Source organism: Flavobacterium johnsoniae UW101 (assembly GCF_000016645.1).
Classification (GTDB): Bacteria; Bacteroidota; Bacteroidia; order Flavobacteriales; family Flavobacteriaceae; genus Flavobacterium; species Flavobacterium johnsoniae.
In genome coordinates, this window is the sequence record NC_009441.1 from 785,614 (window position 1) to 797,737 (window position 12,124).

The 12,124-nt window shown below is 33.6% G+C and carries 11 protein-coding genes; 8 read left to right on the forward strand and 3 right to left on the reverse strand.

What is annotated here, in order from left to right:
• Nucleotides 1-52: 52 nt before the first annotated feature.
• The 3 genes from FJOH_RS03735 to FJOH_RS03745 form a co-directional block, all read right to left on the reverse strand.
• A complete protein-coding gene (locus FJOH_RS03735; RefSeq protein WP_012022801.1) occupies nt 53-1,198 on the reverse strand; it encodes an ATP-binding protein in 1,146 nt (381 codons plus the stop codon).
• Between the two features lie 91 nt (nt 1,199-1,289).
• Complete coding sequence (locus tag FJOH_RS03740; protein WP_012022802.1) at nt 1,290-2,045, reverse strand: SDR family NAD(P)-dependent oxidoreductase; 756 nt, start codon at nt 2,043-2,045, stop codon at nt 1,290-1,292.
• A gap of 95 nt (nt 2,046-2,140) precedes the next feature.
• On the reverse strand, nt 2,141-3,013 hold the full coding sequence (locus FJOH_RS03745; RefSeq protein ID WP_012022803.1) for an aldo/keto reductase: 873 nt from the start codon (nt 3,011-3,013) through the stop codon (nt 2,141-2,143).
• A 213-nt stretch (nt 3,014-3,226) separates the two neighbouring features.
• Between FJOH_RS03745 and FJOH_RS03750 the strand changes: the two genes are divergently transcribed.
• The 8 genes from FJOH_RS03750 (at nt 3,227) to FJOH_RS03785 (ending at nt 12,101) form a co-directional block, all read left to right on the forward strand.
• On the forward strand, nt 3,227-4,231 hold the full coding sequence (locus tag FJOH_RS03750) for an AAA family ATPase (RefSeq protein ID WP_012022804.1): 1,005 nt from the start codon (nt 3,227-3,229) through the stop codon (nt 4,229-4,231).
• Between the two features lie 79 nt (nt 4,232-4,310).
• Nucleotides 4,311-5,174 (forward strand): DUF58 domain-containing protein, encoded by an 864-nt coding sequence (locus FJOH_RS03755; protein ID WP_012022805.1) that lies wholly within the window; start codon nt 4,311-4,313, stop codon nt 5,172-5,174.
• Between the two features lie 73 nt (nt 5,175-5,247).
• The gene (locus FJOH_RS03760; protein ID WP_012022806.1) at nt 5,248-5,604 is read left to right on the forward strand and encodes a four helix bundle protein; all 357 of its coding nucleotides are present in this window, start codon (nt 5,248-5,250) and stop codon (nt 5,602-5,604) included.
• A 74-nt stretch (nt 5,605-5,678) separates the two neighbouring features.
• Nucleotides 5,679-7,310, forward strand: a complete 1,632-nt coding sequence (locus FJOH_RS03765) for a BatD family protein (protein WP_012022807.1) — start codon at nt 5,679-5,681, stop codon at nt 7,308-7,310.
• On the forward strand, nt 7,310-8,314 hold the full coding sequence (locus FJOH_RS03770; RefSeq protein ID WP_012022808.1) for a vWA domain-containing protein: 1,005 nt from the start codon (nt 7,310-7,312) through the stop codon (nt 8,312-8,314). Before FJOH_RS03765 ends, FJOH_RS03770 begins: the two co-directional genes overlap by 1 nt.
• 80 nt (nt 8,315-8,394) lie before the next feature.
• Nucleotides 8,395-9,429 (forward strand): VWA domain-containing protein, encoded by a 1,035-nt coding sequence (locus FJOH_RS03775; RefSeq protein WP_012022809.1) that lies wholly within the window; start codon nt 8,395-8,397, stop codon nt 9,427-9,429.
• A gap of 42 nt (nt 9,430-9,471) precedes the next feature.
• Nucleotides 9,472-10,248, forward strand: a complete 777-nt coding sequence (locus tag FJOH_RS03780) for a tetratricopeptide repeat protein (protein ID WP_012022810.1) — start codon at nt 9,472-9,474, stop codon at nt 10,246-10,248.
• 98 nt (nt 10,249-10,346) lie between these two features.
• Nucleotides 10,347-12,101 (forward strand): BatD family protein, encoded by a 1,755-nt coding sequence (locus tag FJOH_RS03785; RefSeq protein WP_012022811.1) that lies wholly within the window; start codon nt 10,347-10,349, stop codon nt 12,099-12,101.
• Nucleotides 12,102-12,124: the final 23 nt, after the last annotated feature.

Consider the following 12,124-nt stretch of genomic DNA (forward strand, 5'->3'; position numbering starts at 1 on the left):
TTCAGACACGATAAAAAACTCAGAACCTTAGCCTCTCAGCAACTCAGAACCTTTATTGAACATCATATTTCATCTTTCTCAAAACCCTCAAAGCTTCTTTAAAAGATAAATAAGTCTGGCTAAAAGGTTTTAAAAGCAATTTGGCATCAATCAATTTTTGTTTGGCATCATCAAAACCATTCAAATAACAAATCATAAAAGTTGAAGGCAGATTTTCCAGATCAGTTAATTCACGATCAGACAATGAGATTCCTTTTTCTAATTTTTGAAGCAGTGCCAGGTTAGAATTATAAATATGATACAACATTTTCCTATTGAATTCCGGAGGCTGAAAAAGTATCTCCCTGTCAATTTTATAATATCCATTATCAAAAAAGTGAATAGTTTGTTTTTCAAGAGGATAATAACTTGTTTTATCATTCAATCCTAAAGGAACATATTCAGTAATAGTAAAACTATCATCATCATAAAAAATGGTAACCACATCCTGAGCCGAATAAAAAAGTTTAACCTGTTCGTTTATTAATTCAATATCTACTCGTGATAAAAAAGTGATCTCTCTGGATTTTTTAGGAACTCCCGCCCAGCAGATTACAAACAGTTCTTTAAAAACCCGATATTTTGGCGACATATCTTTATGTCTGAAATTCATAAAATCGATTACACCATCAAGAGTGTATTGAATACTGTTTCGGGAACTGTTCTCAATACCAATTACAGTTTCCGTATTTTGATAATTCTTTTCAATTTCTTCATGCTCTTCTACCGGAGTAGAATTACTTCCTCTTCGCACAAATATGCTGTTGGCAGGTATAGTATGAATGCCTTTTTTAAAATAAGAAATCTGACTTTTGGGCTTAATAGTTACCAGACCAATCACTTTATCTTTTGGCAGATTCGGAAACGGAACATTTTCGTATTGAATTCTTGGAGGATTTTCAAGAAAGGCATTGACAAGATTCTGAATTCGGCTGTCATCAAAGAAATCATCACCTACAATTTCATTGTCCTGATCTTCAACGCCCACAACGATATAAGAATTATTCGCTGGATTAGAGTTTGAAAGTGCACAAATATGTTTTAAAAACTTTGCTTTTCCTTCTCTGGAATGAAGATTCAACTGCCTTTTTTTATCATAAAAACTGCTCTCGTCATTGTGAGCCAGTAGGTTTTTTATTAAAAGGCGTTTATTAATCATTTTTAGACTTCTTAGAATTTTGGATTTTTAGACTTTCTTAGACTTTACACTTCTTAGAACAAAAAATCTAAGAAGTCTAAAATCTATAGATCTATAATGTCTTCTTAACAATCGTCGAAGATGCCTGCGCGGTGCTCATTACAACTAAATCAGCAATATTTACATGATACGGTCTTGAAACCACAAAATGAATTATATCTGCGATATCTTCTGCCTGAAGCGGATCAAATCCTTTATAAACATTTGAAGCTCTTTCGACATCACCTTTAAAACGCACTTCACTAAATTCTGTTGCGACCATTCCGGGATGAATAGCACCAACTCTAATTCCAAATGGATTTAAATCGATTCGCATACCCGCAGTAATCGCATCAACGGCATGTTTAGTTCCGCAATACACATTTCCGTTTGGATAAACTTCTTTTGCAGCTGTTGAACCAATATTAATAATGTGTCCGGACTTTTTAGCAGTCATTTTCGGGATTACCGCTTTAGAAACATACAAAAGTCCTTTTACATTAATATCAATCATGGCATCCCAATCATCTAAATCTCCTGTTTGAATTGGATCTAAACCGTGTGCATTTCCGGCATTATTAATTAAAATATCAATATCTGAAAATTCAGCAGGAAGCGCTTCGATTTTTTCCAGAACATCATTTTTATCACGAACATCAAAAGAAAGCGAATGTACATCTGTAAAAGCAGAAAGTTCTTTTTCTAATTCTTCCAAACGTTCTTTGCGTCTGCCGCAAAGGATAATTTTAAAATTGTTTTTTGCTAAAATCTGAGCCGTTGCTTTTCCAATTCCACTTGTAGCACCAGTAATTAAAACTGTTTTTTTCATTATGAGTATTTGTTTTTGCCCACTGATTTTACGGATTAAACAGATTTACATTGTAATTTTTTAAATCCGTAAAATCTGTGGGCCAATATTTTTATTTAAGCCACATCGTCGCCCATACTTTCTGTCCAGATAGCAAACCAGTCTTCTTTGTCCATATCAAGCTCAACTGCTTTTACTAAAGATTGAATTCTGGCAACGTTAACAGTTCCTGCAATTGGAATAACATTAGCAGGATGTTTTAAAATCCAGGCCAATAAAAGCGTATCTGCACCTAAATGATATTTTTCAAGCAAAGTCGAGAATAGTTTTTTCAAACGACGCGTTTTTTTCGTGTCTTCTCTAAAAACAGTCCCAAGCGGATTCCATGATAACGGACGAATTCCGTTTGTCTGCATATAATCTAAACTTCCGTCGATCATTGGTTCATAATGAGTTGCCGAAAACTGTACCTGATTATAACTCACTTCTGTTTTCTGGCGAATTAACTCCGTTTGAGAACTTGTAAAATTCGAAAGTCCGAAATCTAAAATCTTTCCTTCTGATTTTAATTTTTCTACAGCTTCTGCAATTTCATCTGCCTGCATTAACGGACTTGGTCTGTGCAGTAAAAATAAATCAACATAATCTGTTTTCAATTTCTTTAAAGATTCTTCAACAGACCAAATGATGTAGTCTTTAGAATAATCGTAATGTTTGATTTTGTTTTTACGGCTTTCAGTTACCAGCTGAATACCGCATTTTGTTATTAATTGTAATTTTTCGCGCGAGATCTTACTGTCTTTAAAGGCCTTACCAAAATCGGCTTCGGTCGTATAATCACCGTAAATATCGGCGTGGTCAAAAGTTGTGATTTTGTTTTCGATACAGATTTGTATCATGTTTTCCATTTCTTTTGATGTAAGGTTTTTATCCCAAACACCCCAATTCATAGTGCCCGAAATTATAGGCGATAATGCTGTTTTGCTCATGGTTATATTGAGTTATTTTTGGTAATAAATATGCTTTTGAAAAACATATTCATCAAAGTTCTTAAAAATATAAAAATAGATTCACAATTCGTCCTTAAAATTAGGTGTTTGGTCGAAGTTTTAACCATTCTTTAACATCTTACTTCTCAAAAAATATTCAATTTGCACTCTCAAAAATTAGGCGTACAAATCAAGGTTTTTAAAAATATTTATATGGAAGAAAATACAACGACTTTAGACATTAGAGCGATAAATGAAAAAATTGAGAGAGAAAGTGCTTTTATAGACCTTCTTACAATGGAAATGAACAAAGTTATTGTGGGCCAGAAACACATGGTCGAGCGTCTTTTAATCGGTCTTTTGGGTCAGGGGCATATTTTACTTGAAGGTGTTCCCGGTTTAGCAAAAACTTTAGCGATTAATACGTTGTCACAAGCGGTTCAGGGTTCTTTCAGCCGTATCCAGTTTACACCAGACTTACTTCCTGCCGATGTTATCGGAACCATGATTTACAACATCAAAGCAAACGAATTTTCTATTAAAAAAGGACCAATTTTTGCTAATTTCGTCCTTGCCGATGAGATTAACCGTGCGCCTGCAAAAGTACAATCTGCACTTTTAGAGGCGATGCAGGAAAAACAAGTTACAATTGGTGACTCAACTTTCAAATTAGACCGTCCGTTTTTAGTTTTAGCAACTCAAAACCCTGTTGAACAGGAAGGAACATATGCACTGCCTGAAGCTCAGGTTGACCGTTTTATGTTGAAAACGGTAATTGATTACCCAAAAATTGACGAAGAACGTTTTGTAATCCGCCAGAACTTAAAAGGAAGTTACGAAAAAGTAAACCCTGTAGTTTCTGTAGATCAAATTTTACGTGCGCAGGAAGCGGTTCGTGAAGTTTATATGGATGAAAAAATTGAAAAATATATCTTAGATATCATCTTTGCTACACGTTATCCAGAAAAATACAAATTAGCCGACTTAAAACCGCTTATCAGTTTTGGAGCATCTCCGCGTGGAAGTATCAACTTAGCAAATGCTGCTAAATGTTACGCATTTATTAAACGCCGTGGTTATGTAATTCCAGAAGATGTTCGCGCTGTTGTGCATGATGTATTACGTCACAGAGTTGGGATAACATACGAGGCTGAAGCCGAAAATATTACTTCTGTAGACATTATCAACAAAATCGTAAACGAGATTGAAGTACCTTAAAAAGTTGATGGTTGATAGTTTTTTGTTGATGGTTCTTTTGCCATCAACCAACAACCATAAACCATAAACCAAACAAAAAATGGATACAAAAGAGCTTTTAAAAAAAGTACGGAAAATAGAAATCAAGACCAAAAGACTGAGCAATCATATCTTTTCGGGTGAATACCACTCTTCATTTAAAGGACGAGGAATGACGTTTAGCGAGGTGCGTCAATACCAATACGGAGATGATATTCGTAACATCGATTGGAATGTAACCGCACGCTACAACGAAGCCCACGTAAAAGTTTTTGAAGAAGAACGTGAATTAACCATGGTTTTAATGGTTGATATTTCGGGTTCTGAAGGTTTTGGTTCAAAAAGTCAGTTTAAAAAAGACATCGTAACAGAGATTGCTGCCACGATGGCTTTTTCGGCTACACAAAATAATGATAAGATTGGATTAATCTTATTTTCTGATAATGTCGAATTATACATTCCGCCCAAAAAAGGCCGTTCGCATGTTTTGAGAATTATTCGTGAATTAATCGAATTTGAACCAAAAAGTCAGAAAACAGATGTTGCACAGGCTTTAAAATTCTTATCAGGAACTCAAAAAAAGAAAGCAATTGTTTTTATGATTTCAGATTTTATGTCTGAAAATTATGAACAGACCTTAAAAATTGCTTCAAAAAAGCATGACCTTACAGGCGTTCGTGTGTACGATATCCGCGAAGAAAAAATTCCGAATTTAGGAATGGTAACGATGTTAGATGCCGAAACCGGAAAAACGCAGTTAGTCGATACAGGTTCAAAAACCGTGCGAATGAATTACGAAAAACATTATCAGGAAAGAGTAAATTATTTCAAAGATACATTTCGTAAATCTGGTGCAGGTATAGTTCACACAAGAGTCGACGAAAATTACGTAACTAAATTATTAGGTTATTTTAAATCAAGGTAAGATTTTTGATTTATGATTAACGATTTTTGATTTATGATCTATTATGATTATAACAAAAAGAAAGAATTAAGAAATGACTAAACAAGAATTAGAAAATAGATTAATTGATTTTGCTGCGAGCATAATATTACTAACCATTACATTTGAAAAGAATTACGCTGGAAATCATTTATTAGGTCAGATAACTCGTTCTAGTACATCACCAGCCTTAAATTATGGAGAAGCACAAAGTGCAGAAAGTAAAAAAGATTTTATCCATAAAATGGGAATTTGTCTGAAAGAATTAAGAGAAACATTTGTTTGTTTAAAAATAATAGAAAAAGCAAATCTTTCAACAGATCATGAACGTTTAACAAGAGCAAAAACAGAAGCTAACCAATTAATCTCAATTTTTGTTTCAAGTATTAAAACATCAAAAAATAATCCATAAAAAACAAAGATTACGATTTAAGTTTCATAATAAATCTGAAATCAAAAATCGTTAATCTTCAATCGTTAATCATAATGAAATTAAAGTTTTACATCTTTTTATTTTTGCTTTCTTCAGCTGTTTTTGCTCAAAAACAAGTTGAAACTAGTATTGATACAACAAAAAATAAAATTGGAGCCGAATTTAAGCTGACTCTTAAAACGGTTGTAAATGCTAATTCAAAAGTTGTTTTCCCAAAAGACAAAAGATTCGGAGCGCTGGAAGTAATTCAGTCTTATCCTGTTGATACCGTTAAAAAAGACGGCAGTTATGAATTAATCAAAAAGTATGGATTAACACAATTTGATTCAGGAAGATATGTAATACCGAGTGTAAAGATTCTTATTGATAAAAAAACTTATTTCTCAGATTCTATTCGTGTAGAAGTTGCTAATGTAAAAGTCGATACTTTACAGCAAAAAATGTATGACATCAAAGACATTACCCCTGCAGAAGATGGTATTGGCGACTGGTGGAAATATGTTTTGGCATTAGTTATAATTCTTGCAATTGGTGCGGGAATTTATTGGTATGTTAAAAAACATCAGAAAAAGAAAATAGAAGAAGAAGTTTATAAAACACCTATTGAAAAAGCAACAAGCCTGCTGAACAATTTGGAGCAAAAAGAGCTGGTTCAAAAAGGAGAAATTAAAGAATACTACAGCGAATTAACAGATATTGCCCGTAACTATATTGAAGAAGCAATTCATATTCCGGCAATGGAAAGTACAACTTCTGAATTGATTCAGGCAATCAGAACTGCTTCAACTAAAAAGAAAATGACTTTAACGCCGGAAACGGTAGAAAATCTGGAACGTGTTTTACGTCAGGCCGACTTAGTAAAATTTGCTAAATCGAAACCGCTTGACTTTGAAATTACAGAAGACCGAAATAAAATTCAGAAAGTAATTTTAACGCTTGATAACGCGATTCCAACTGAAGTTCCGGCTGAAGAAGAAGATCAGTTATTAAACGAAGCTCAAAAACAAAAGCAAATTCAGCTTCAGTTAAAAAAACAAAGAAACAAGCGAATTGCAATTGCCGTTGGTTCAGTTATCTTTTTATTATTAGCAACTACAACTTTCTTTGTTGCTACAAAAGGTTTTGCATACGTAAAAGACAATGTTATTGGTCATCCGTCTAAAGAATTATTAGAAGGAGAATGGGTAAAAAGTGAATACGGAAATCCTGGTGTAATTATCGAAACTCCAAAGGTTTTAAAACGTATGGATGCCTTAAAAGCACTTCCAAAAGAAACAATGGCTTTAATTAAGGAAATGCAGCTTTTTGTTTATGGAAGTATGATTGATAATTTTTATGTAGCCGTTTCGACTACTAAATTCAAAAATCCAACTGACATTGATTTATCTAAAGCTTTAGAAGGAAGCTTAAAAGTAATTGAACTTCAAGGCGGACAAAATATCATTGTAAAACAGGAAAATTTCCAAACAAATCAAGGTATTCAGGGAGTAAAAGGTTACGGAACCATGAGCATTTTAAACCCTACAACGAAAACAAGTACAAAGGCATATTATGAAATCCTGCTTTTTAAACAAGATCAGGGATTACAGCAAATCATCATTTTACATGAAGAAGGCGACACGTATGCTAACGATATTACAACCCGAATTTTAAATTCTGTTGAACTTAAAAAAGCAAGTAACTAATGAATAATAAGATCACTTTTTTAAATCCGGAATTCTTTTGGTTGTTTCTATTAATTCCAATTGTCATTGGATGGTTTTTCTGGAAAAGAAACCAGCAGTCGGCTACATTAAAAATGAGTTCAACAGCAGGTTTCAAAAACAGCCAGTCGCTTTTAACAAAGCTAAAACCCTGCTTATATGTTTTTAGAATTATTGCTTTAAGTTCACTAATTATAGCATTAGCGAGACCAAGAACGGTTGACATCAGCAACCAGACTAAAACAACAAAAGGAATTGATATTGTAATGGCAATCGACGTTTCTGGCTCTATGCTTGCAAAAGATTTAAAGCCAAACCGTATGGAAGCTTTAAAAAGAGTTGCCGCAGATTTTGTTGAAGAACGTCCAAATGATAGAATTGGTTTAGTTTTATATGCTTCAGAGGCTTATACAAAAACGCCCGTTACAAGCGATAAACCTATTATTCTGGAAGCCATAAAAGGTATTCGATATGACACTGTTTTACAAGATGGAACAGGAATTGGTATGGGATTAGCAACTGCTGTAAACCGTTTAAAAGACAGTAAAGCAAAAAGCCGCGTTATTATTTTATTAACAGACGGTGTAAACAACGCTGGTTTTATTGAACCTGAAACTGCAGCAGATATTGCCAAACAATACGGAATAAAAGTATATACCATTGGTCTTGGTACAAATGGAATGGCAGAATCTCCATACGCATACGCACCAAACGGAGGTTTTTTATTCAAAATGCAGAAAGTTGAAATCGACGAAAGATTAATGAAAAGCATCGCTAAAAAAACAGATGGAACGTATTTTAGAGCAACAAGCAACGATAAATTAGCCGAAATATACAATTCGATTAACAAATTAGAAACAACAGAAATACAAGAATTAAAGTTCTACGATTACGATGAAAAATACAGAATCTTTGTTTTAATCGCAGCATTTTTATTATTGTTAGAAGTTGGTTTAAGAAATACAGTTTACAGAAGCTTTATTTAATATTTTAGTCGCAGTCACGGTATACAGTTAACAACTGAAAACTGAGACTGAAAACTGAGACTGAAAACTAGAATTAAAAAATGGAATTAGACGAAAAAAAATATTTATATCTCTTACTATTACTCCCAATTGTGGTGTGTATTTTCTTTTTCAATTTGTATTGGAAAAGAAAAAAACAACGTGAATTTGGTGATATCGAAATGGTAAAAAAACTGAGTCCTGAAACATCTGTTTTTAAACCCGTTTTAAAATTATCGATATTGCTTTTAGCTTTAGCATGCTTAATTATCGGGTTGGTAAATCCTAAAATTGGAACTAAAATGGAAACGGTAAAACGTGAAGGTATTGATATCGTTTTTGCTGTCGACGTTTCTAAAAGTATGCTGGCAGAAGATGTTGCACCAAGCCGTTTAGATAAAAGCAAGCAATTGGTTTCTCAAATCATCAATTCATTAGGAAATGACAGAATTGGAATTGTGGCCTATGCAGGAAGTGCATTCCCGGTTTTACCAATCACATCTGATTACAGCGTTGCCAAAATGTTTCTGCAGAGTATGAGTCCTGATATGGTTTCATCACAAGGAACCTCTCTTGATGAAGCTATTAGATTGTCTGCTACATATTTTGATGAAAAAAGCAAAACAAGTAAACTTTTAATTTTAATTTCTGATGGTGAAGATCATTCTGAAGGCGCTTCTGCTGCGGCCGAAGAAGCTAACAAAATTGGAATGAAAATCATTACCGTGGGTGTTGGAACAGAAAAAGGAGGAACTATTCCTTTAAAAGAAAATGGAGTTGTAAAAAATTACCAGAAAGATCAGGATGGGCAAACGGTAATTACAAAACTAAATCAGGAAGGTTTAAAAACTATTGCAAAAGCCACAAAAGGCGGTTATGTTTACGGCGGGAATACAAAAGAGGTTTTGGAGTATATTAAAAATGCCTTAAATAATATTCAGAAAACCGAATTTGAATCGACACAAATGGCCGATTTTCAATCGCAGTTTCAATGGTTCATCGGTTTTGGATTCTTGTTGTTATTTATAGACATTTTCCTTTTAGAAAGAAAAACAAACTGGATTAAAGAGTTGAATTTATTCAACGAAAAGAAATAAAGATTCCTTTTTAAAATCGGAACAAAAAATAAAAAAAATAGAATGAAAAATTTACTTCTTTATATTTTACTAACGCTTTCTTTTGCAGCTGCTGCTCAGGAAAAAGACAAGACATTGCCTGATGCCAATGAAGAATATAAGCAGAATAAATTTACTGAAGCAGAGGCCAATTATAGAATTTCGGCGTCAAAATTTTCAAAACGCGCTGCCGGGTCTTACAATTTAGGAAACTCAATTTACAGACAAAACCAGCCTTCTGAAGCAAAATACGCTTACGCTAATGCCATAAAAAGAGCTAAAACAAGACCAGAAAAGCATAAAGCTTATCACAATCTTGGAAATGTTTTTATGAAGGAGAAAGATTATTCGCAGGCTGTTGAAGCATACAAAGAGGCTTTACGTAACGATCCAACCGATGATGAAACACGTTACAACTATGTGTATGCAAAACAAAAGCTAAAAGAAAATCCGCCTAAAAACGATAAAAACAAAGACAAGAATAAGGATAAAGACAAAGACAAGGATAAAAACAAAGATAAAGACAAAGACAAGGACAAAAATAAAGACAAGGATAAGGACAAAGACAAGAAAGACGATAAAGGCGACAAAGACAAGGACAAAAAAGATGGCAAAAATGATCCTAAAAAAGATGACAAGTCTGATAATAAAGGAGAACCAAAACGAATGCCTGGAGGAATTTCAAAAGAACGTGTTCAGAACTTGTTAGATGCCGTAAACAACGAAGAAAAGAAAATTCAAGATAAAGTAAACGCTCAAAAAGTAAAACCTAATACCAAAAAACCAGAGAAAGACTGGTAAAATAAGTTGAATCGTTTAATCGTTATTAATTTGTTTATCTATTAAACAATTTGGCGAATAAACGATTTAGCAGTTAAACAAACAATGATCAAACATTAATGAAAAGATATCTAATTCTATTACTACTCGCTTTTCAAGGCCTTATGGCTCAAGTTCAATTTGAAGCCAAAGTAAGCAAAAACACGCTTGGACTTAACGAAAGACTCCGTATTGATTTTATTATGAATGTTGACGGAGATAATTTTGATCAGCCTGCATTTGAAGGTTTTAAACTTGTAGCCGGACCAAGCCAGCAAATCAGCCAGTCTTGGATTAACGGACGCAGCTCTTTTCAAAAAGTATACTCTTATATTTTACAGCCTGAGAAAAAAGGAACTGTTATTATCAAACAAGCTGCAATAGAATATAATGGCCAGATTTATAAAACGTCTCCCATAAAAGTTACAGTTACGAATGCTGTAGCACAGGAACGAGATCCAAATGATTACAGACAGCAAGGCGGTGCATCTGGAAATGAATTACTACAGTTAGTTGCAGAAGTTTCTAAAACAACTCCGTACGTAAACGAACCTATTACAGTTGTTTACAAATTGTATTTTAATGAAATTGGAGTTACCGGATTTAGAGAACTTGCTAAACCTAAATACAATGATTTCTGGAATCAGAATATTGATATCAAACAATTGGTAATGGAAGAAGGCAGTTATCAGGGCCAGAGATGTCATTATGTAGTATTAAAGAAAACTATTCTATATCCTCAAAAATCAGGAAGATTAACAATTGAACCTCTTTCATTAGATATTGGAGTGCAGCTGCCAACAAACCGACGTGATATGTTTGGCCAGATGATTATTGCCGAAGACAATAAAATTGTAACTACCGGAGCTAAAGGAATTAGTGTAAGACCGCTTCCTGAAACTGGCAAACCAGAAGGTTTTACTGGAGCAGTTGGTAAATTCAATTTTACAGTTACTCCGTCAAGAACAACATTAAAAAGCGGAGAAGGTTTAGATCTAATTGTGAGTGCTTCAGGAACCGGAAACATGAAATTGTTTACACTTCCAAAACCTGTTGTTCCAAATGCATTAGAAATGTATGATCCGGTTCACGATGAAAAAGTAACCACGTCATTGTCTGGAATGTCTGGAAAAATAACCGACAAATACACTATTATTCCGCAGTATAAAGGAAAATACGCCATCAAACCAATGACGTTCTCATATTTTGATTTGAGTACGAATTCATATAAAACCATAACTTCTCCAGAAATTATGGTCGATGTTTTAGACGGTCCGACTTTAGCAGAAGCAAATCCTTCTACTGCATCTAAAAATGTTATTACAAAAACAGAACAGTTTAAATATATTAAACCAAAAACAACTTTAGTAAGCATTGCTAAAAATGATTTTTATGGTTCAAATTTATATTACGCTTTGTTATTCTTCCCATTTGCTATTATTCCAATCATCATTTTGGCTAAGAAGAAAAAAGAAGCAATTGACAGTGATGTAACTGGAAACAGAATCAGAATGAACAATAAACTTGCGAAGAAATATTTATCGCAGGCTAAAAAACAGCTTAACAACAAAGAAGCTTTTTATATTGCTCTGGAAAAAGCAATGCATAATTTCTTAAAAGCAAAACTGCATATTGAAACAACTGAAATGAGTAAAGATAATATTCGTGAATTGCTTTTATCAAGAAATGCAAACCCTGAAACGGTTCAAAATTTCATTAATTTGACTGAAAACTGTGAATTCGCACGTTATGCTCCCGCATCAAGCACTTCGATTCAGCAGGATTATGATAAAGCGGTTTTAATTATTTCAGAATTAGAAAAGCAAATCGTTTAGTTTTTAACTTAAAAATAAAGCCG

Excerpts from the sequence above, each read along its gene's own strand:
- FJOH_RS03735 (WP_012022801.1), bottom strand. The coding sequence starts at position 1,198 with ATGATTAATAAACGCCTTTTAATAAAAAACCTACTGGCTCACAATGAC.
- FJOH_RS03740 (WP_012022802.1), bottom strand. The coding sequence starts at position 2,045 with ATGAAAAAAACAGTTTTAATTACTGGTGCTACAAGTGGAATTGGAAAA.
- FJOH_RS03745 (WP_012022803.1), bottom strand. The coding sequence starts at position 3,013 with ATGAGCAAAACAGCATTATCGCCTATAATTTCGGGCACTATGAATTGG.
- FJOH_RS03750 (WP_012022804.1), top strand. The coding sequence starts at position 3,227 with ATGGAAGAAAATACAACGACTTTAGACATTAGAGCGATAAATGAAAAA.
- FJOH_RS03755 (WP_012022805.1), top strand. The coding sequence starts at position 4,311 with ATGGATACAAAAGAGCTTTTAAAAAAAGTACGGAAAATAGAAATCAAG.
- FJOH_RS03760 (WP_012022806.1), top strand. The coding sequence starts at position 5,248 with ATGACTAAACAAGAATTAGAAAATAGATTAATTGATTTTGCTGCGAGC.
- FJOH_RS03765 (WP_012022807.1), top strand. The coding sequence starts at position 5,679 with ATGAAATTAAAGTTTTACATCTTTTTATTTTTGCTTTCTTCAGCTGTT.
- FJOH_RS03770 (WP_012022808.1), top strand. The coding sequence starts at position 7,310 with ATGAATAATAAGATCACTTTTTTAAATCCGGAATTCTTTTGGTTGTTT.
- FJOH_RS03775 (WP_012022809.1), top strand. The coding sequence starts at position 8,395 with ATGGAATTAGACGAAAAAAAATATTTATATCTCTTACTATTACTCCCA.
- FJOH_RS03780 (WP_012022810.1), top strand. The coding sequence starts at position 9,472 with ATGAAAAATTTACTTCTTTATATTTTACTAACGCTTTCTTTTGCAGCT.
- FJOH_RS03785 (WP_012022811.1), top strand. The coding sequence starts at position 10,347 with ATGAAAAGATATCTAATTCTATTACTACTCGCTTTTCAAGGCCTTATG.